The 21,263-nt window shown below is 30.8% G+C and carries 25 protein-coding genes and 1 pseudogene; 22 read left to right on the top strand and 4 right to left on the bottom strand.

The genetic code is table 11. The features are described 5' to 3' along the window. Positions 1-82: 82 nt before the first annotated feature. The 21 genes from AC1RYN_RS10535 to AC1RYN_RS10435 all read left to right on the top strand — a co-directional run bounded on the left by AC1RYN_RS10535 (position 83) and on the right by AC1RYN_RS10435 (position 15,266). Positions 83-1,438: a pyruvate formate lyase family protein gene (locus AC1RYN_RS10535; RefSeq protein ID WP_481806949.1), complete on the top strand. Its 1,356-nt coding sequence runs from the start codon at positions 83-85 to the stop codon at positions 1,436-1,438. Positions 1,439-1,997: 559 nt separating this feature from the next. Next, on the top strand, positions 1,998-2,228 hold the full coding sequence (locus AC1RYN_RS10530) for a hypothetical protein (RefSeq protein ID WP_481806948.1): 231 nt from the start codon (positions 1,998-2,000) through the stop codon (positions 2,226-2,228). Then, on the top strand, positions 2,225-2,539 hold the full coding sequence (yidD, locus tag AC1RYN_RS10525) for a membrane protein insertion efficiency factor YidD (protein ID WP_481806947.1): 315 nt from the start codon (positions 2,225-2,227) through the stop codon (positions 2,537-2,539). Before AC1RYN_RS10530 ends, yidD begins: the two co-directional genes overlap by 4 nt. A gap of 116 nt (positions 2,540-2,655) precedes the next feature. Further along, a complete protein-coding gene (locus AC1RYN_RS10520) occupies positions 2,656-2,958 on the top strand; it encodes a DUF6804 family protein (protein ID WP_481806946.1) in 303 nt (100 codons plus the stop codon). Continuing rightward, entirely contained in the window at positions 2,951-3,595 is a 645-nt protein-coding gene (locus tag AC1RYN_RS10515) for a DUF805 domain-containing protein (RefSeq protein ID WP_481806945.1), read from the top strand. The genes AC1RYN_RS10520 and AC1RYN_RS10515 overlap by 8 nt, the downstream gene beginning before the upstream one ends. 2 nt (positions 3,596-3,597) lie before the next feature. Beyond that, on the top strand, positions 3,598-4,242 hold the full coding sequence (locus AC1RYN_RS10510; protein ID WP_481806944.1) for a hypothetical protein: 645 nt from the start codon (positions 3,598-3,600) through the stop codon (positions 4,240-4,242). 51 nt (positions 4,243-4,293) lie between these two features. Then, entirely contained in the window at positions 4,294-4,470 is a 177-nt protein-coding gene (locus AC1RYN_RS10505) for a hypothetical protein (RefSeq protein ID WP_481806943.1), read from the top strand. Between the two features lie 211 nt (positions 4,471-4,681). Continuing rightward, the gene (locus AC1RYN_RS10500; RefSeq protein WP_481806942.1) at positions 4,682-5,059 is read left to right on the top strand and encodes a hypothetical protein; all 378 of its coding nucleotides are present in this window, start codon (positions 4,682-4,684) and stop codon (positions 5,057-5,059) included. Positions 5,060-5,499: 440 nt separating this feature from the next. Next, on the top strand, positions 5,500-6,489 hold the full coding sequence (locus AC1RYN_RS10495) for a hypothetical protein (RefSeq protein ID WP_481806941.1): 990 nt from the start codon (positions 5,500-5,502) through the stop codon (positions 6,487-6,489). A gap of 33 nt (positions 6,490-6,522) precedes the next feature. After that, positions 6,523-6,936, top strand: coding sequence for a hypothetical protein (locus AC1RYN_RS10490; RefSeq protein ID WP_481806940.1), 414 nt, complete (start codon positions 6,523-6,525; stop codon positions 6,934-6,936). A gap of 1 nt (position 6,937) precedes the next feature. Next, on the top strand, positions 6,938-7,942 hold the full coding sequence (locus AC1RYN_RS10485) for a hypothetical protein (protein ID WP_481806939.1): 1,005 nt from the start codon (positions 6,938-6,940) through the stop codon (positions 7,940-7,942). Further along, a complete protein-coding gene (locus AC1RYN_RS10480) occupies positions 7,861-8,352 on the top strand; it encodes a hypothetical protein (RefSeq protein WP_481806938.1) in 492 nt (163 codons plus the stop codon). The genes AC1RYN_RS10485 and AC1RYN_RS10480 overlap by 82 nt, the downstream gene beginning before the upstream one ends. Positions 8,353-8,429: 77 nt before the next feature. Beyond that, the gene (locus AC1RYN_RS10475) at positions 8,430-8,633 is read left to right on the top strand and encodes a hypothetical protein (RefSeq protein WP_481806937.1); all 204 of its coding nucleotides are present in this window, start codon (positions 8,430-8,432) and stop codon (positions 8,631-8,633) included. Then, complete coding sequence (locus AC1RYN_RS10470) at positions 8,615-10,378, top strand: hypothetical protein (RefSeq protein WP_481806936.1); 1,764 nt, start codon at positions 8,615-8,617, stop codon at positions 10,376-10,378. Before AC1RYN_RS10475 ends, AC1RYN_RS10470 begins: the two co-directional genes overlap by 19 nt. A 62-nt stretch (positions 10,379-10,440) precedes the next feature. After that, on the top strand, positions 10,441-10,710 hold the full coding sequence (locus tag AC1RYN_RS10465) for a hypothetical protein (protein WP_481806935.1): 270 nt from the start codon (positions 10,441-10,443) through the stop codon (positions 10,708-10,710). Between the two features lie 49 nt (positions 10,711-10,759). Next, positions 10,760-11,527, top strand: a complete 768-nt coding sequence (locus AC1RYN_RS10460; RefSeq protein WP_481806934.1) for a hypothetical protein — start codon at positions 10,760-10,762, stop codon at positions 11,525-11,527. 2 nt (positions 11,528-11,529) lie between these two features. Beyond that, positions 11,530-11,967, top strand: coding sequence for a hypothetical protein (locus AC1RYN_RS10455; RefSeq protein ID WP_481806933.1), 438 nt, complete (start codon positions 11,530-11,532; stop codon positions 11,965-11,967). After that, positions 11,936-12,568, top strand: coding sequence for a MotA/TolQ/ExbB proton channel family protein (locus AC1RYN_RS10450; protein ID WP_481806932.1), 633 nt, complete (start codon positions 11,936-11,938; stop codon positions 12,566-12,568). The genes AC1RYN_RS10455 and AC1RYN_RS10450 overlap by 32 nt, the downstream gene beginning before the upstream one ends. Next, a complete protein-coding gene (locus tag AC1RYN_RS10445) occupies positions 12,568-13,089 on the top strand; it encodes a hypothetical protein (protein ID WP_481806931.1) in 522 nt (173 codons plus the stop codon). The genes AC1RYN_RS10450 and AC1RYN_RS10445 overlap by 1 nt, the downstream gene beginning before the upstream one ends. Positions 13,090-13,256: 167 nt before the next feature. Then, entirely contained in the window at positions 13,257-13,865 is a 609-nt protein-coding gene (locus tag AC1RYN_RS10440; protein WP_481806930.1) for a hypothetical protein, read from the top strand. A gap of 237 nt (positions 13,866-14,102) precedes the next feature. Then, a complete protein-coding gene (locus AC1RYN_RS10435) occupies positions 14,103-15,266 on the top strand; it encodes a hypothetical protein (protein ID WP_481806929.1) in 1,164 nt (387 codons plus the stop codon). Positions 15,267-15,373: 107 nt separating this feature from the next. On the opposite strand, the gene AC1RYN_RS10430 is transcribed toward AC1RYN_RS10435, so the two are convergent. From AC1RYN_RS10430 to AC1RYN_RS10420, 3 genes are all read right to left on the bottom strand, one after another. Beyond that, on the bottom strand, positions 15,374-16,117 hold the full coding sequence (locus AC1RYN_RS10430; protein WP_481806928.1) for a type 1 glutamine amidotransferase domain-containing protein: 744 nt from the start codon (positions 16,115-16,117) through the stop codon (positions 15,374-15,376). Positions 16,118-16,146: 29 nt separating this feature from the next. Then, positions 16,147-16,608, bottom strand: a complete 462-nt coding sequence (locus tag AC1RYN_RS10425) for a nuclear transport factor 2 family protein (RefSeq protein WP_481806927.1) — start codon at positions 16,606-16,608, stop codon at positions 16,147-16,149. 94 nt (positions 16,609-16,702) lie between these two features. After that, positions 16,703-17,743 carry a helix-turn-helix domain-containing protein gene (locus AC1RYN_RS10420; protein ID WP_481806926.1) on the bottom strand — a complete coding sequence of 347 codons (1,041 nt, stop codon included), beginning with the start codon at positions 17,741-17,743 and terminating at the stop codon, positions 16,703-16,705. Positions 17,744-18,078: 335 nt separating this feature from the next. Between AC1RYN_RS10420 and AC1RYN_RS10415 the strand changes: the two genes are divergently transcribed. After that, entirely contained in the window at positions 18,079-19,110 is a 1,032-nt protein-coding gene (locus AC1RYN_RS10415; protein ID WP_481806925.1) for an alpha/beta fold hydrolase, read from the top strand. Positions 19,111-19,291: 181 nt separating this feature from the next. Here AC1RYN_RS10415 and AC1RYN_RS10410 read toward each other — a convergent pair. After that, a pseudogene (locus AC1RYN_RS10410) lies at positions 19,292-20,741 on the bottom strand (FAD-dependent oxidoreductase). Positions 20,742-21,263: the final 522 nt, after the last annotated feature.

Genomic DNA, 21,263 nt, shown 5'->3' with positions numbered 1-21,263 from the left:
CAAACGTATTGCTAAGGTTAATACATGCTCCTGTTGTTAGGGAGCAACAGCCTGAACTAAGAGTTGGAATCCGTCTGTTAGTATGAAATCTGCACAAAATTATGCTTGTGATGGTTGTTATGAACCTCAATTTCCAGGTGAAAACTGGTTTTCATTAGGAGGGTTTTCTACTTTGCAACCCTTAGAATGCGCTTTAAACCAAGGAAGAACTTATTCTTCGGCAGGAGAGACTTATCTTTTTGGGCAAACTGTTTCTCTAAATTCAAAGCCAGCCGATCAGATTAAAAGTTTTGATGAGCTTGTGAAAATTTATTTTCAACACTTCGAATTACTGAACCGAAAAGCATTCGATGGACAATTGAGAGGTTATGGTAATAATACTAAATTTTGTCCGTCTCCAATCTTAAATGTTCTTATGGATGATTGCTTGGCCAAAGGACAGGATTTTTATAGTGGTGGGGCAAAATATAACATTTATGGGCCTTGTTACATTTCGTTGAGTTCTACAATTAATTCGCTATATGCCATAAAAACAATGGTTTTTGATGAAAAAAATGCAGTAACGACATTAACCGAATTATTGGAATGTTTGTGTTGTGATTGGGGACATAAAATGACTGAACCGTTCATTAGTAACTTAGCAGGTGAATCTAGAATTGCATCTCGTTCTGAGCGTTTCAAACAGCTTAGAGACTTTGCTTTAGCATTACCTCGTTATGGAAGAGGTCATAAGGAAATTGATGCTTTTGGAGATACCATTGTCGAAAATGTTGCCAAAATTTCGATGGAAACCTTTACAGAACCATGGTCACAATTGTATGCTACGCTAAAGGATATGACTTCTCGTTTTGGTTCAGAAGAGTTTCCTTTTGGAATCCAAATCCAACCTGGAGTTGGAACATTTGAAAACCACGTTGAAATGGGAGCTTGGAATGGAGCTAGTGCAGATGGAAGAAGATTAGGGACAACAGTAGCTTCTGATTTGAGTGCAATGCCTAGTCCTTCAGATTTACCAATTGAGCATCAATATGCTGGTTTTGAGGAATCACTTGCAGGTTTTGAAGGCGTAGGAAGCGAAATGATGACCGATGGTGCACCTACAGATTTTAATATTGATGAAAATTTCCCTGTAGAAAAACTCATTAAGGTAATGAAACAATTCAGCCAAGGACAGTCTTCTAATATACTGACAGTTACTGTTGCCAATCCAACAACTTTTAGTGAGGCAGTAAATTCGCCAGAACAATTTGATTTATTGCGTGTGCGTACTGGTGGTTGGACAAACTTCTTCACTTCGGTTTTTCCAGTCGTACAAGAGCAACATCAAAGAAGACCTGTATCTACTCCTGTGAATATTCACAAGGAAAAGAAGGCTATGTCAGGATGTCCTTTCCATCATAAAAAGGAACAAGCTGAAGTAATTGAGGAAGAAGAATAACTTTAGCTCTGCAGTGTGAGTTGCTTTATATTGGAAGTTTAATTCAAAAACTTTACTTAGTTTATTTTCAAAAAGGAAACCATCTCAAATTATTGAGATGGTTTTTTATTTTATCTAATTCTCAAGATAGATCAAATAAACTAAGATGATTTGATATATAGCAAAAATGTTTTTATTCTCTCTTTTAACCTGTAGAAGCAATTGATTTTCAAAATCCCAAACTTTTATAATGGTATAAAGTTCTCCTTGAGATGATAGATAAATCTCTTGTCTTTCCAGTATTTTTCCTCTGGAATTTGTAGTTTATTCTTTATTCTTCCCCTTTACGGAAAACCGTAAAAATCTAATTTACAATAGCATTAGGTTTGACATCTAAATAGAAAACTTTCTAATTATGGATTGCTGAGAATTATGATAAGTAATTTTCTCCTTTACGGAAAACCGTAAGAAGTGGAATAGCAAACGATGTAAGTTTGAATAATAATAATAATAATAATAATAATAATAATAATAATAATAATAATAATAATAATAATAATAATAATAATAATAAAGAATTATGGATTATAAAGTAATACCATTCACAGCATCAATCGATCCTATAAAAGGAAATACAAGCCATGTTGCAACGCAATTAGAAACCTTGATTAAAGATAACGCCCTGAACGGTTGGGAATATGTGGGACTAGAAAGTGTCACCACTTTTGTGCAACCACAAGTAGGTTGTTTTGGATTGCAATCTAAACCAGGTTTCACTACTCACAATCAGATGGTCGTCTTTAAAAAATGAGACAGTTTCTATTATTAATTATTCATTGCTACTGGCGTCTTATACCAAAAGAAAAACGCAGAAGCTGTATTTTTAAGAAATCATGCTCTAATTATGTTTTTGAAATAACAAAACGAGACGGTTTTTTTGCAGGGGCAAAAGCTCTTTTATTTCGCTATAATAATTGTCGTGGAGAATTCACATTTTTTAAAAATCCTTTGACTTTAAGAACGCAAGTAGTTTTAAAATCAGGAATAGTTATAGAAGATTCTGAATTGTCAGAAAATATAGTATTAAAGTTAAAATATTTAGTAGAAGCAGAGCCAGTTTAACGCGTTGGCTTTGTAATGCTAATAAAATAAACTTGATTGAATTTGAGTTGGCACTAACGGGCTTAAAATTGTCTTTATTTCATTGATATCTGTACCATTATAAAACTTCATGCTTCATGTTAAAATTAGTTTCAATTTTATGCGCACTATTTCTTGGCTTGGCTCTTTTTCGCCTTCCTATTGGATATTATAGTTTCTTGAGGCTAGCTGTAACTGTTGGAGCTCTTTTGATTGTAATTACTGAAAGCAAAAATAAAATATCAGTTTACACAATTGTATTTGGGATCGTCGCTCTGTTGTTTAATCCTATTATACCAGTTTATTTATTTAAAAAGTCTATATGGATTCCAATTGACATTGCTTGTGCCTGCTTATTTGTTTTTTATACGATACAATTAAACCCCTCTAAAAATGTTTAAAAATCCTTTTTCCTCAAACGGTCGAATACGACGAAGTGAATATTGGCTAACTATAGTATTGTATGTTATCGGTGCATGTATTATAGATGTTTTCCTAAAAAAAAGTAATGATATGGATATTCTGGGATTTGCTTACATACCACTACTTTGGTTTTTAATTGCACAAGGAGCCAAGAGATGTCACGATTTAAATAATAGTGGATGGATGCAAATAATTCCTTTCTATGGACTTTGGATGCTTTTTCAAGAAGGAAATTATGGCATCAATTCGTATGGTGGAAATCCAAAAGAAATAAAACAAAATTTTGAAAATATCCCTAAAAGACCAGTTTACACTAGTCCCAAAGTAACTCCTATCGAGGTAAAACCAGTAGTTATGCCAACTATCCCCCAGAATCAGAAAACAATATTAGAAGTAGCAAATGTTAATTATAGTCTTATTCAAGACATCATGAAAAGCTTAAGAAGAATTCAATTAATACACAATCATTCTTATGAATTTTTGGGTACGACTGCAACAATTACAATACGCCATAGTGATACCAGCCAAGCTCTTTTAGACCATCTTTTTCCAATTATGGACAATATAGAAGTACAGGGTGTTGGAGATGGATTTATTACCTTAAAAATGAAATAATTATGAAAAGAGTATTCAATTTTTTACCCTTATTTTTTTTACTAATACTTGTTGGATGTAAATCAGATTTTGATGTCTTTAAAGAAAAAGCTTCAGAATATGCAAAAAGTGAAAACAAGATTAATAGTGAAGAACTGGCTGATTTGCAAGCAACTGTTTCAGAATTTTCAAATTATAGAGAGTTTAAAAGATTCTTAACTAATGATACTGTCGATGAGCAAAAATTAATTTCTTATCTAGAAGGGTTACGATTTAAGGTTGAAAAAACTCCTGCCGTTTCTGCAAAGAATGTTGTCGTCAATGTTTATATTGAAAACTCTGGAAGCATGAATGGCTACATCAATGGGAATACCGAATTTAAATCGGCAATACAAGATATGCTAGTTCTTTTAAAATATCAATATGAAGAAAAAAATATTAATTTATTTTTTATCAATTCTGGAATATATCCAACAAATATTGGTGCAGATTTGGTTGGATTTGCAAGCGCTTTAAACGCAAAAAGTTTTAAAGTTGGGGCTGTAGGTTCTAGTGATCTCAATAAAGTATTCAGGGAAGTATTGTCAAAAACGGCTAAGAATACCATTTCGATATTGATTTCTGATTGCATTTATTCTATAAAGGAAACAAAACGGAAGACTTATTGAGTGATCAAAAGCCTTACTAAAGATGCATTTCTTACAAAATCTAAGGAGGGAATGAATCTGACCACTGCAGTAATCAAATTGAATTCTAAGTTTAAAGGGAATTACTGGGATAAAAACGATAAAGCTACTGTTTTAAATAACGAAATGCGACCTTATTACATTAGCATTATTGGAAGCGAAAGTGTGATGAATTATTTTAATTCTAAAATTGTTTTTTCTAACGAGTAATAGGCTATGGGAAACAAATTGTTTTATCTTCTAGATTATTCAAAAGGAATTTATTTTTCGGTTATAAACGCTAAAAGTGATATAGGAAGATTTAAGCTGAAAAGATTTTTCAGATAAAAATTCTATTAAAGGAATTGAAGATATTTCTTCTGACTCAAGAAATGGGGATAAATTTATTTTTTCTGTTGCTCTAGATTTAAGCAAGTTACCATTGGAAGATGATTATATCAAAAATCAAAAAAACTATTCTATTGGCGAAGGTGATTTCAAGATTCTTAAAATTTCAAAATTTGATAAGGAAGATTTGGCTCGAATTTCTGCCACAAAAATTGAAAGATCAGGAAATTCTCCTACACACTATATAACATTTTTGTCTACTTCAAAAAAATACACAGACCTACAATTTAGCTTAAAAAAGCAAATGCCAAAATGGGTTGATGAAACAAGTACCGAAGATGATACAAATATAAAGTCAATTGGAAGCAAAACTTTTGGTTTTAAATATTTGATGGAAGGTATTAGCGAGGCCTATCAAACTGTTTCTCCTTCAAAAAACTACTTTAACTCTAAAATAAAAATTAATAATTAAACTAGCCCATATGAATTATTTTTTCCGCAATGCTCTATGAAGGATTTTCTCCTATAGACTTATTTTATATATCAATAAATAATTTTTCAGATAATATGTTTACATCTGGAGTCTATATTACTATTGGTTTAGTAATGATAATTTCGGCATTATTATCAGAATTTTTTTATTATTTTTTTCTTTCTAGTTATGGGAATTTTTATAAAACTATTTATTGGTTTTTGTGGATCGTTTTTATAGCTGTCATCAATTTTTTTGTTGGCTATTTTGCAAGTATGAGAGCTATGATAAATGAGGGATTTAGCTATACGTTCTTTGAATATTTTACTTTTTCAATGGTGAATGTTTTATGGACAATGTTTTTTTGTTTCCTTTTTTCAATTGTATTTAAGTTTAAAAGTATTAAAGCTTCACGAACTCCTTTCTAAAAAAAAATATATATGGCAAAATTATACGTATTTGGAATCGGTGGTACTGGTTCTCGAGTAATAAAATCACTGACAATGTTGTTGGCTTCTGGTATTGATATTGCAGATTATGAAGTTGTTCCTATTATCATTGACCCCGATGAGGCTAATGGAGATGTTACACGAACAATTGATATACTTAAAAACTATCAGCAGGTTCGTAATTCATTAAGTTTTACGAATGCTGACGAAAATAAATTCTTTAAAACTAAAATCTCTGATATTACTCAAAATTTCAGATTGGTTTTAAGCGATATTAAAAACGAAAGATTCAAAGATTATATTGAATACAGCAGTTTAGATGAAAGTAATAAAGCATTAATTAGTCTTTTATTTTCTGAAGACAATCTGAATGCAGATATGGAAGTTGGTTTTAAAGGAAATCCAAATATTGGGAGCGTCGTTCTGAACCAGTTTAAGCAATCGCAAGACTTTAAAGATTTTGCTTCATCTTTTACACAATACGATAGAATTTTTATTGTCAGTTCTATTTTTGGAGGAACTGGAGCCGCTGGATTTCCATTACTGTTAAAAAATATCAGAAATGCAGATCATGGACTTTCTACTTGGAAATATTTACAAGATGCACCAGTTGGGGCTATAACTATGTTACCCTATTTGGGAGTTTCTCCAAACGAGGAAAGCAAAATAGACAAGTCAACATTTATATTTAAGACCAAAGCGGCATTATCTTATTATGAAGAAAATGTAAGTGGTAACAATTCACTAAATGCTCTTTATTATTTGGGTGATAACATAACGAAAGACTATCCTAATCATGAAGGTGCCAAGTCACAAAAAAATGATGCTCACTTTTTAGAAATTGCAGCAGCTTTATCAATAATCGATTTTGCAAAAACTCCCGATACTTCTTTGGTAAACGATATGGGAAAAGCTAAGAATCCGATTTATAAAGAATTTGGAATAAAAGACGAAGTTGCATCACTATTATTGAAAATTTAGGTTTTTCGACGCAACTAATTTTAAAAAAGCAGCTTGACACAATACCAATTTTTTTCAATGTATCTCAATTCTAAAATCAAGGAAGATCTTGATCAAGATTGGATTAAAAACTTGGATATTCAAACCTTTATGACACAGCCATTCTTCAGCAGTTATCTAAGGGTTTTTAATCAATATTTTACAGAATGGCTTAATGAAATGGCTCACAATCAACGCAGTTTTGCACCTTTCAATCTTTTGGCTAATGATACTAATCTGTTTGAAATGGTAAAAGGAGTTAGGCCATATGTAGGATTTCTAGAAAAAGGAAAAAATTACGATCGGTATAATTATCACCTTTCAAAAGAACAGAAAAAATTAAAGAATAATGATGCTATAGAGCAACGATTTATGAACTTATTCCATAACACAACAGAAATTTTAGTTTCTGAAAAATATAAATTTTAATATGGCAAAAGTATTCCGATTTCATAAAGGAAGTGATAACATTGAAGACTGGCAAAATTCAACTTCTTATGGCAAAAATGCTATTGAAGCGATACAAGATCCTTCGGGAGCTACAGCAACTAAAGAAATCACTTCAATACCAAGTCCATTCGCACGAATAGACTTAGTAAAAACAGCATTTGAAAATATAGTTAACAGCAACAATCTTGAGGGAAATACAATTTTCCATAAAATGGTTTCTGACTGTTTTGATATTGGTGAGATTTTCTTCAATATAGATAAGTTACAAGACAAAATAAGTATTATAACTTGGGATAAAACAAATGATTTGGAGTTACTTCTTCAATCTAATAATTCCAAACATCGATTACTTGGAGAGACATTAAAACTTTATTTAGAACAAGATGCTAAAGCATATAATTTTAATGATACACAAAGGCTTTTTCTTTTAAATTATAAGACAGGTCCAAATGCGGTCAATATAATTGGAGGGACATCACCAGCAACATTATTTTTCACTTCAGCAAACAATCTAAAATATGTAAATATCCAATTTGGAAACGATATTGTTTTTGATGATACTTTTCAACCACTTTATAAACGTGATTTTGCATTCCAGAAATTGATATTTGGAATCAAATATTTCATGCCTGATTTCACTAGAAAATTTAAAAGCCTTGATGATTACTTAGATATGTCATTTCGAATGCTTACCGCTGAGCAGAGAAATGCTTTAACAGCATATACGGTTGAAGCTTTTAATAGCGAATTTGAAAAACTTACTTCTGGATTTGAAAATAGCCCTGTTGAAATTTTAGGATTTCCAATTAGAAAAAAAAAACAGAGCAACCAACCAGTATTGAAGAAAAAAGTGGGTTTGTCATTTCTTCAAGTAAATACGATGGTGGCACAAAACCTCTTGTATTGCCTGTTGAAGATTATTCAGAAAAAACAATATATACCTCTGATTTTTGGAACAGAAATAACAAGGCTGAATATAATATAGATAAAGCTCTGAAAGAAAGAATCCTTCCCTTTGATGGTGCAAAATACCCTTATTTAACAATAAGTGACTTTTTGGAACCTTACATTGTAAGAACAGTTTATCCGATTCACAAAGAGAAATTTTTTGATGGTAATTTTTTGATGACATCAGGAGAGATTACTAAAGGATATTTACTTCCTATAAAAAAGGAATATTTTGACTATTTTAATATTTCAGATTTGCAAGGTGTAGTTTCTGATGGGAAAAAAGTTTTAGAAATAAAACAAATGTCAACGCGAGGAATTACTGTCACGCTTCGCATTCCAATTAAGGATGGAAAATACATTGCTTATGAAAGAATGTATTATCCTCCAACAAGTGAATATCAAATTGCAGAACCTGATCGTCTAGAAATAGGGGAGCTGTCATAGAAAATCAATTTGGACTAACGCTTTATCCGTTTCTTAAATTAGTACAAGACAATCAAAATCATTACAGGGTTGCGTTTATGGACAGAGACATCCAAGAACATACAAAACACAATAAATATGCGCTTCAGTTTTATAAAAATGCAGACAATAAGCAAGTTAAAGAAAAAGCATTAAAGCAAAGAAGCGAAAAAGCAAATGATAATATCTCTTCTTCATATTATGTAATCGAGGAAGGATTTGATTATATCGAAATTAAGAATAATTGGGACCTGTACTTTTGATTCCTATGTTTAAATCAAGTATTCCAGGTACTTCTGAGTTCATATTTGCAGTAGATTTTGGAACTACAAACACACACATCGAATATAAAAAAGATAATGGTGATCCAAAGCCTTTTGAGATTAATGAAAGTGATATTCAAATCGCTACGTTGCACGATCCCAAAAATCCTGAAACTATAAAATCTTTAAATAAAATATTATTAGGGAAACTGCTTATTGATATAATACCACAAGAGATTATACCTCTGGAAGTTAATAGCAATAGTGAATTTAATTTTCCATTGAGAACCGCAATTAATTCTAATATAAACTTAGATATTGACAAGGAAACTTATGCCTTAGCTGATTTTAACATCCCTTTTGTTTATGAAAAATATGCTATTGTTAAGAACACAAAAACAAGAACTAATTTAAAATGGTCTAATTTCAAGAACCCCAATGAGACTAAAGTCATAGATGCTTTCTTTGAAAATTTATTGCTCTTAATTAGAAACAAAGTATTACTTAATGGGGGAGATTTAAACAAAACAAAATTGATTTGGCTTTATCCATCAAGTATGACAGCCTTTAGAATTGGTGAGCTTGAGTCAAAATGGAATACATTATTTAAAAAATACATCAATACTTCGCAGACTCCAGAAAAGCTTTCAGAATCGATTGCTCCATTTTATTATTTTAATACACAAATGGGCATCAATGCAATGGCTAATTCTGTAGTTTCAATTGATATTGGTGGAGGAACAACAGATGTTGTTGTGTACAAAAATAATAAGCCCGAAATGTTAACTTCTTTCCGTTTTGCAGCCAATGCTATTTTTGGTGATGCATTTGGCAGATCATCTCATATAAATGGATTTATACAAAAATATGTTGCTCGCATTCAATATCTTTTAGAGACTAACAATCAATATGATTTGTCTAAAGTTCTTGAAAATGTAAAAGAAAATGGTAAGTCAGAAGATATAATTGCCTTTTTCTTTTCAATAGAGAAAAACAGAAAAATAATCGAACAAAATATACCAATCTCTTTTACTGGAAAACTCAAGCTAAACAGTGATTTGAAAATTGTATTCGTACTATTTTATGCTTCGATTATTTATCATATAGCAAAAATAATGAAGGCCAAAAACTTAGGCATTCCAAAGCATATCACATTTAGTGGAACGGGTTCTAAAATTATAAACATAACCGATGGAACCGATAGACTTGATACGCTGACAAAATTGACACAAATTATTTTTAAGGAAATTTTTGAAGAATCAGAATTGAAAAAAATTGAATTAAAACAAGATGCTTTTCCAAAAGAAATAAGCTGTAAAGGAGCTTTGAAAATTCAGGCTGATCAAGCTGTTTCTGTTGACGAAATAAAAACAGTACTGCTGGGAACAAGTGAGGATATCCTTATTCCAGAAACACCAAAGAATTATAAAAATTTGAATGCATCTGTAGAAAACAGCATTGTAGAAGAATATGAAAATTTCATTGATTGGGTTTTTAACTTAAATAAAGAATTAAGTTTTAAAAATTATTTTGGAATAAATCCAAGCCATTTAGATACTTATAGGATGTTTTTAAAAGAAAATGTTTTAGACGATCTTAAATCTGGAATTGCAGAAAAAATGAAAGAACTTGATGGCGATCATGAAGTGAATCTTGAAGAAACACTTTTCTTTTATCCTTTAATAGGAGGACTTAATAACCTTGCATACAAAATACATTCTGAATTAAATACGACACAATTATGAGATACTTTTTATTAATATATTTTTTTTCTATATCATTTGTAAATGCACAGAAACTTAATGAGATGCAATATGAAAAAGGTGTAGATTTTGTAACCTGTGTATGCATGAATGTAGTTTTAAAAAGCAATAATGATTGTAAAAATACGGTGCTAAAATTAGAAGATATACCTGCTGACCAAAGCGCCTCTATTGCATTATTTGAAGAGCTTCAATCTTTAAAAAAAGAAAAAAATAGAAGTGTTGATTTTTTAGCTAGTGACATATTTTTAAGCGAAAGAAAACTTTCAAAAAATACATGCTTTTACAAAAAAAAATCATCAACAATTAGATGAGGTTAAATCTCAAATTAAAGAATTTTTAGCTACAGATGAAAATCAAGAAATGGTAAATGCTCCATCTGATAGTATTAATAGTCCTTTAGTGTCACAAGAAGAGTCACAAATTCAGTCAGTTACTGAAGTAGTTAATGTAAAAACTAAAGAAATAAGTATGGAACCATCTTATATAGAACAAAATCTTCTGGCTGTGATTATTGGAATCACTCTTATTATACTAATAGTTTGCGTCATTTTCAAAAATAATGCATCAAAAAAAGAACTTGAAGAGCTTCGTAAAAAAATAGATAATCGCCCACATGTCAATATTTCAAATACAGAAAATATTAAAAATTCAGGAAATTTAAATTTTGAAAATACTATTCAAGTGATCTCTAACAGAATATCAGAACTTGAAAACAATTTTAAGATTTTGAATCAAAAGAGCATTGAACAACCTGTAGTTGTACCTATCCCAATTGCAAAGCAGGAAATTTTAAAACAGGAACCAATAAGAGACATTTTTTATATGTCGGTTCCAAATGAGGATGGGACTTTCGATGTATCTGGTAATACTAGTAAGGAATCGGCATTGTATGAATTTATAGTAGATACAAAGAATCCTTTAATGGCAGAGTTTAGATTTATTGCAACAGATTCCAAAGTAATTCAATCAGTGGTTGACTATTCTCAAAGCTACATTAATCCCGCCTGTGATGCGCAAAATGCGCTGAATCAAAATGCTAAAAGAATTATTACAATTCATTCTGGAACTGCTGAAAAAAGAAATGATAAGTGGAAAATCATGACAAAATCACAAATTAAATACGAATAATTATGCACGAAATTTTAATTCTATTTGTTATCGCAATAATTGTAGGTTTTCAGATTAAGATCTTTCTTGATGCAGCTGCAAAAATAGATTATTTTAAGACAATGGTACCAGATGCTTCTACTTTTGAGACAGTAAAAGTGTTTATACCTGAAAGTCAAATAAAAGACATCAAAATTGAATATATTTTAAATAACCTGCAAAAATTCCAGAATCCTTTGGGTGTCCTTGAAAATTTTGAGACAAAAGAAATTGATGAGACTGTAGAAGAAGAGAGGAGCCCAATTGCTGACCATGTCAAAGAAGAAGCTGCTGAACCAATGATTGAGGAAATTATTGATTATGAATCCTTAATATGGATAGCTAAGGGAAGTGAAGAGAAAAAAATAAAATTTAAATTTCTGAAAAGTCATGAAATATTGGGCTGGAATAGAATTCAATAAACATAAAATGGAAGAAAAATATATTGAAGTGACACTTATTCAGTCTAAAGAATCAAATGCAGTTTTAGATAAAATTCTTTCGTCGGTGAATACTTACTTAATGCGAAACAAGGGCGCAGTCAGTGATTTTAACTTAATTAAAGACGTAGTAGAAAGAAATACAGATGCTGTCGATGAAGAGATAAATTCGTTGCTTCCAATTCCTCTATATCTCGGATTAATGGGAACAATGATTGGTATTATTATTGGGCTTTTTTCAATGCCGAGCATCAGTGATGCCAATTTTGAAAGTGCGATTGATATGTTAATTGGAGGGGTAAAAATTGCAATGATTGCCAGTTTTGTTGGGCTTTTGTTCACTATATTGCTTTCCGGATGGAAATACAAGGGTGCAAAATTGTATGCTGAAGGATCAAAAAATGACTTTTTCACATGGATTCAAACACAGTTATTGCCTGTTTTATCACAAAATATTTCTTCAAGTATCTATTCGCTTCAAGCTAATCTTTTAAACTTTAACGATACTTTTTCAACAAATGTGACCAGTTTTAATGGACTGATGATAAAATTCTTCATTCGTTTGACAGTCAAGTCAATTTGATGAATGAACTTAAGGATGTTGATGTGGCACAGTTGGCTAAACTCAATGTTAACGTTTTACAAGAGCTAAGAATCAGTACCAAGGAATTTGAAAAATTTAATACGTTTTTAAATCAATTAAATTCTTTTGTTGACAATGCACAAAAACTTAATTACAACATCAGTAACCAATTAGACAGAACGTATGCTATTGAACAAATTGCGAGTAGTATCGGTTCTAATATTACTGTTAATAACGAATTAATTGGTGTTCTTCAATCTGAATTACGAGAAGTCAGTTCAAGAAAGCAGATAGTTACTGAAGCAGTTATTGATGTTGATAATGTATTGGGTAAAAGTTTTGATGAGTTAAGAAGACATATTGACGCACAGATTAATGCGATTAAAAATATTACGATAAAAGAAGAAGATCTTCTTGAAAAACTTTTAAAAGACGATCGTGGAAATTTGAATGAATTGAAAAAAATTGGTGAACTGAAATCAAGTATCGAACAGGGAACCGAATTCAAAGTCAGAAGCTGATACAGTTAAATAAGTCTATCGAGGCTCTAGGTGAAACGATAAAAAATAGCGGAAAACCGGACCTACAAATTCCTCCTGTACTTAAATATGCAACCTATATTTTTATCGGTTCAGGAGCAGTAATTGGTGTTGGTTTCTGTTTTTGGACAATTTTTAAATTATTCTAGATGTCAAAAAAATCAAATTTCTTTTGGGCGAGTTATGCCGATTTAATGACAAGCTTATTTTTTATAATGCTGGTTCTCTTTGTACTCGTCATTGCAATGATGAAAAGACAGCAGAAGGTAACTGAACAGCAATTAGAAAGTATTGTAGAAGTACAAGCGGCTGTTAAAGAGCTTCCTGAAGAATATTTTGCTTATGATAGAATTTATAAGCGATTTTCTCTTATAGAAAATATTGAATTTCAAACAAATACTTATTTTTTCAAAAATAAAAAAGATGAAGAATATCTTATCAATGTAGGAAAGTCAATTAAAAATCTTATTGATAATTTAGGAAAAAAATATAAAAATCGTGACATCAGATACATCGTGCTTATTGAAGGTATGACTTCTAGCGATTTATATGAAAAAAATTATGAATTGAGTTATTTAAGAGCCCTCGCTGTCAAAAAATTATGGGATGATAATCGTATTAAACTAAATCCGACTGTTTGTGAAATTCAAATTACAGGATCCGGAACTGGTGGTGTTGGTAGATTTGATAAAAAAAACGATCGCAAAAATCAGCGCATTCTTATTCAAGTAATACCAAAAATTGGAAATTTAAAATGATTGAAGGGGGGAGTATTATTCATTAATACAATTGTTATTAAAAAAATGAAATAGCTCCTCATAGTCCCTTATTTTCTGATAGCATTTTTATGTCTTATTTGATTTTTTTGGTTCGAATGAAAAAATTTAGAAACTCTTCCTGTTGCCCACAATAGTAAGTAAATCTTATCTTTGTCAGAATTATATACATGTGCGTAGTAATTTTGTCTCTGAAAGCATTAAATTGAACAAAAAAACATGAAAAGAATTATTTATTCCTTGATTATTAGTACTCTTTTTGTGTTATTATTTTTAGACAGATGTACGACTTATAATATATCAACAAATGATTTTTTTAAGCCAAAACGTTATAAAAATTTTAAAAGCCTAATAGCAAAACCGGAATCTAAAAATTATGAAATTTTACCAGTGAATGGTACTTTTCCAATATTGTATGATAGCATTAATAATGATTATTACGTTTCTAATAATAAAGGTTTAACAAAATATAATCATTTAGGAAACATTATTATATCAGATGATTTAGCAAAAGAAAAATATACATCTGTTTTTGATTTTGCAAATTTTATACCGTATGTATTTGCGGAAAATGGAGTGTATGATTTTTCAGGGAAGAAGCTGGTTTATACTAAATTTTCGCAAATGCTAAATTTTAAAAATGAAATTAAGGAAAGCGATTTTAAAATACTTTTTGAAAAATATTACAAAGATGCAGATATGGTAGTTTATGAAACCAATAGGAATTTTGACTATCTAGCCGACAATTATCCAATGTATTTTAAAATAAAAAACAATTGGATTTTATTATTCTCACAAAAAGGAGATTATAGGTTTACGCATTCAGGAAGTAATAAATTGGAAAATGATACCATTGGTCAGATTGATTTTTTAAATTTTCCCGCAAAATTTGCGGATAAAAGACTAATTGTTTTAAAAAACCAAAAAAGCGGAATTTATTCAACCAAACAAATTGGCGAAAAAATAGATGATGATTATCTAAAAATGTATTATACACAACTGTTAAAGGAGCAAAAGCTTGATTATCAAACTTCAAATTCAATCGAATTGCTTTCTCGCAAAAAAGACGAGTATTATTTTACCGGAGGTTTCTTTGATTTTCCAGATTGGGTTTTTCCATCGTTTATTAATACAGCCTACTATGAAGTTGCTTATAACAACGAAAGTTTGTTTTTCAAAGAGAAAGCAATAAAGTATTTTAAGGATTCCAAATGTAAAAACGATTTATATTTATATGAATTACCCAAGTATTTGAGAACAAAATCAAAAGTGGCTTTTTTGCATTATGATATTAATATTGGTGGCTATATGAACGATAGCACAGGTATCGTTGAGCCTATCATAAAAAATGGAGGATTGTATATTTTGAAACAAAAAAACTAACGCTAACAAGCCCTATTAGGTGTTCGATTGTAATCCCTGTGCTATACCAAGAAACTCCTTAAGAAATTAAGGAGTTTTTTTATGCTCAGATTTGTTTTAAGATTCTTTTAGTTGGCTTTTAAAATTGCTATTACTTCATTTGCTACTTTGACAGCAGATGCTGGGTCTTGCCCAGTTACAAATCTGCCATCAACTGTGTAAAAAGCATCTTCACCTTTTTTAGAATATACAAAATTACCCTCATTATTTTTAATTGCTTTATCTATTGAAAACGGGAATGTTTGGTAATATTCGGCATCTTTATTTTCAAATTCATCAGGATAACCAGTAATCTTTTTTCCTGAATAAAGAGACTTTTGGTTTTCATCCTTTAAATAAGCAATTCCTGCAGTTCCATGGCAAATAGTTGAAATTACTCCATTTTTGCTATAGATATCTCTTGCAATTTTTTGGATAGTCGTATCTTCTGCTACGCCAAACATTGCTGAACCGCCTCCGCTATAAAAAATTGCGGAATAATTGTCGGAAATAATTTCAGTTGGTTTCATTGTATGTTCTAATTTGTCCATAAACCAGCCTTCATATAAATATTTTTTTTGCAAAGGATCAGATGCATTGATGTAACCAATTGGGATAGCTCCTCCTTTTGGGCTTACAAACTCAACGGTGTACCCAGCTTTTGTAAATATATCATAAGGAACTACAATTTCTGCAAAATGATTAGCAGCTGCAATTTTAGTATTTCCATAAAAATCTTGATTTGAGGTTACAAATAAGATTTTGTTTTGTGCAAAAACACTCGTATGATATAAACATACAGAAAGAAACAAGAATACTAATGTTCTATTCATTTTTTGAGAATTACGTGGTTTAAAAAAGTTTATTCCTTCGGTTTGGATGCTGGAGTTTCGACTATTTTGTGGGGTGTTCTAGTTGAAATTTTGTCCACAATAAGCCAACCCTGATTGGTTTTTATTAGATTGAAATAATCTGTAAATAAAAGCCTTGAAGTACTAATTTCAACTTTTGCACAGGCAACACTATTTGTAATGTCAATAAATACAATACGCCCTGACCAATTATTTGATTTAGGATGTTTCTTATAGCCTACAATATACTTTGATTTAGGTACAATATTAAATTCGTTTTCAGTAGCATATTTTAATTGCCATGAGTCATGAAATGACGACGCTACCATAGCAGAATCACCAGTGGCTTGTCCATCGATATACATATTAAGCGTTTTTTCAACCAATGACCAGTCATTTGTGGCATCATTTGTTTGCGCATTTGCATTAGAAAACAATAAACAAAGGGTAATAAATAAAAATACTTTTCTCATTTTTTTAATTTTAAATTATTAATAAAGAGAGCAAATATCCTGTATGTAGGTAGTTTAAAGGTTTTAATTTATAAAGTAGAACTCTTAATTTATATTATCGAACTGACTTTGAGAATGATTTTTGATACTCGGCAGGAGTAACCCCCGTTATTTTTTTAAAAGCTGTAAAAAAAGTAGATTTTGAGCTAAAACCACTATCATAACCTAGACTTTCTAATGTAAATTTTTTTTCGGTTTCAAGTAGTTTTTTTGCTTTTTCGATTCGATATTCTTTAATGAGATTTGAAAAAGATTTACCTAGAATTTCATTTACATATTGAGATAATATATGCTTTGTTACTTTCAGTTCTTTTGCCGCTTCTTCAAGACTAAAATCTGGATTAAGATATAGTTCTTTTTCAATTATTATTGATAGCTTTTGGCTAATTAGATTCCGCGTTTCTGTGTCTATTTCTTTATTTTTATATTTCTCTTTTTCTTGAAAAAAAGAAGTTTCATTACTATTTCTAAAAATTAAAAGTAAAGCAATTAAGTATAAAATAAATGTAAACGATAAAGCCCCAACGATATATGATGTGTAAGCTGCCAAAGTATATGCTAACCATATAGATGCAACTCCTACAAAGATGCTAAGGTGCCAAACATCTATTTTTTTTAGACTTTCTTTCTCTTTGATTTTCTGAATAATCGGCTGGATATATTTTAAGGACAAAATAATATAAATAAACCATTGTAAATATATTGCATTTACAATCCAACAGCTCCAAACTGCTTGATGGTCAACATAAGGGTAGAAAAAACCTAACACAGTTATTATTGCTAAATAAGGTATTATATGTTTTTTCCAATTTTGTTTTTCACTTTCTGCACAAGGCTTTAGGTATAAAAAAAGAAAAGGACCAATCAAAACGCAAGCTGAAAGTCCTATTCGAATAAAAATATTGGATAGATTAGGATTAAAGTAAAAAAATACGGATTTAACAATTCGGATACTTAAAACCAGTAGTAGTAAGGATAGAAAATAATTAGCAAAAATTTTCTTTTTAGCATGAATAGCAAAATATAGTGAAAGTATGAAACCATTAAAAGCTCCCAAGGCACTAAGAAAGAAAAGCAACTGGTTTGATTCTATCATTATTTAGTTAAATTAATAATCAACGAATATAATAAATAACTTTATTACAATTATCTCTATATTCTAGTTGAGAAGTCAATGAGAAATTATTTTATTAGGAGTTTCTTCAAATTGTATAAAAAACAAATTAGTAAGGAGTCAAAAAATGCGATTAAAAATAATAGCATTTTGTTTCTTTTTTTGAGATACCTTTTGAACTTGATTTTAAAAGAGACTATTTTGGCTACTTGTATAACAAACTAACTATTGATTTACCCCTAAGTCATCCAAATCCAAACATCAATGAAAAGAGTACTACTAGGTCTCATAGCAATTTTTTTTGTAAGTATTAATACTTGCAAAGCTCAAAAACAAAAAACGGGTACTCAGATAGATACCAATTTTTTATACCAATTGAGAAATCAAATCTTTATACACGTGTAATTGGTAATTTAGAAAAGCCCATAATTATAACATTACATGGTGGGCCAGGTGCTTTTTCTATTGATCATGAGTTTTATAGAGATGTATTTGAAAAAGATTATTTAGTGGTCTACTTTGATCAAAGAGGAGGTGGAAAATCTGATGATTGTAAAGACACATCAATGCTTACAACAGATCAATTTGTTAAAGATTTAGATAATGTTGTAGATTATATAAAAGCTAAATATCCAAACAAAAAGATAAACCTTTTGGGTACCTCTTGGGGAGGAACATATGGTCTTTTGTATTTGATAAAACATCAGGAAAAAATTAATTCATTTATTTGCAGTTCTGGGTTTGCAGATAGTCCTCAAAGAAATTTTGCTTTAATAAGACATGAACGTAAATTGGCTAGCGAATTTCTAAAAAAGACTACAGATTCCATTAAGAAAAAAAGGTATGAAGAAATTTTAGCAAAATTAGATGAAATTGAAAAAAATGGATTTAAAGATTTTTTTAATGATATGAACATTATAAGAGATGATTTTCCAAAAGATTTAGGTTTTGATGTTTATTGGGCAAAGCCAGAATTGAAAGAAAAAAAGGCTGAGCTGCTTAAAGATTCAGCTTTTTATGCTAGGGTAAAATATACTCCTGAACTTCTTGAAAAGGCAATTGCAAAACTTGAATATGTAAACGAAGTTTTTATGAACACAGAATCTTACAATAATCTAAATATACTAAATGAGATTGGTGTGATTAAAAAACCTGTATTAGTTATTCAAGGAGAATATGATTATGCAATTGGAATAGAGCAAGGTAAAACAATCTATAAGGCGCTTAAAAATGTCCCAAAGAAGGATAAAGAATTATTATACATAAAGAATGCCTCGCATAATACACCATTTGAAGCTCCTGAAATATATTATGGAGCAATGAAAGCTTTTCTTAAAAAACACAATTAAGTAAATTACACATTGACTTAAATAAAAAAACATAATCTTAGGACTAGTAAAAATTACCATTAAGTATTCGATTATGGTTCTGATATATTATAATTAACTCCATTAGCAATATTGGAGTTTTTTTATGTTTTTTAATCAGAATCTTGTCAAACAAGTTTTTAAATGGACAACTTAAACCTCGTTAAAGGTGCTTTTTATTCAAACATCTTCCTCTCGGTTGATTGCCTTCATGAAGTACAATTTCCGGAATGCAGGAATTGTACAGCCTCAGCAGAGCCTTTTACTTTAATAGCACTGCGTTCCAACATTTCAGATTCAAATTCAGTTAATACACTTTTTCTGATTCCGGTTTTTCTCCATTGTGATGAAGGACCACATTCTTTTAAAATGCCTCGAGCTAGTGTGAGTGCATCTAATAATGCCTGATTTGCACCTTGTCCTTTAAATGGGCTCATAGGATGTGCTGCATCTCCAATCAGAGTTACTTGTCCTGCTTTTTCCAACATTTCTGATCGGAGTAATTCTCGATCATATACGGGATAGCCAGAAATTTGAGTTTCCAGAGTTGCTGCTAAAATCTGAGGAATCGGATCATGCCATTGAGTTCTACGACAAGCTTCTTCTTTGAGAGCTTTAGTTCCTTCAGCACTCAACGCCTTAGCTTCTTCTTCTGACATCGGAAAGCTAAGTTGCCACATTACCGAGTCTGATGTATATGGCATTATATAAATCCTCTCGTTACCGTTGGCAGTTTGAAATACAGTAGCTGAGTCCAACAAAGGGCTAGAAAGATTTTCGAGAGTTTTCAAAGGACAAATTCCTAATATTACAATGCAGCCCAAATAGCGTAAAGGAGTGATGCTATCACCAATAAGTAACTTTCGCACAGAACTACGAATGCCATCGGCTCCAACGACAAGATCTGCTTTGGAGTTTTTTATTTCACCGTTTACTTGGAATCTCAGAGCTACGCCTTTACTTTCAGATTCCTTAAAATCTATTAACTGATGTCCCCATTGTACAGTATCGTGGCCATTAAGCTGTTGTAGTAATGCTAAGCGTAAAGATTGCCTTGCGATATGTATATTTGAACGTTTCGCAGGTGTTTTAGCCTCTGATTGCAGCCATTTTCGGATTCCCCATTCGCCAATGACTTTTCCTTCTGTAGTATGAACAATATGTTTTGTTGAAATTACGCCTTCTTCTAACGAGAAAAGCCCCAATCCTTCTATTGCTTTACTGGCTTGTTGCAAAGTAAGTCCGTATCCCTGAGAACAGATATTGAAATTGATGTCACGTTCATAAAGGGTAAAGGGAATTCTGCGGTGCAAACATGCCACAGCTAAAGCTACTCCACTTATGCCACCGCCTATAATCGCCACGTGTGGGAGATTCTCTTTATCTGCGATAGGATGGCTAACAGAATGGATTAACCCAGATCCGGAACAATTTAGGCATGAATAGAGATGTCCTTTTGGAAGAAGGGGAGGGATCCCTTCGCCTTTTGTCTTTTCAAATTGGTCTAATGCCTTTTGGTAGTGAAGCCGTGCTTTCTTAGTGAGTCCTCGGCTTTTTTTACCGCGTCCTTGGCATTCTTGACAGATAGTCCAGTTTGTTCCTTCCTTTTCCACTTTTTTCTTTGTTTAATTTGATCTTAAATCTCCTCTAAAAGAAAAAAATTAGTCGATACAATTGATGCTGAGTCTACTAGTAAAGTAGTGTTTTGATTTTTACTACTTCTAAATATAATTTAATTGAAAAGCTTAATAATATTCAATGTTTTGTTACTTGTAGTAAAGTGCAAATTTATGACAAAAGATTACTAGTACAAAAAAATGTTTATTTATTCCTGTTTTAGAGTTTAAAACAGTTGCTTTTAGTAGGAAAGTGCTTTTGTTAAATATAATAAGGGAAATAATTTACTTTATTCTTCACTTTAAAAAGGATGTTTTTTTGAATGTAGGGACAAATAGATAAAAATAAATGTGCTTTTTTTATGATAGTTATTTGAATTTAAATAGTTTGAAAAAATATTTGTGATGTCAAGTAAATAGTATCTTTTAGTGTGTTATTGTATTTTTTGTAGGGCATATTTTGTTATTAGGTGCTGCCTCCCTAACAACAGGAGCATGTATTAACCTTAGCAATACATA

Source organism: Flavobacterium sp. TC780, from assembly GCF_056783245.1.
This window is presented reverse-complemented; position numbering and strand designations above follow the sequence as displayed.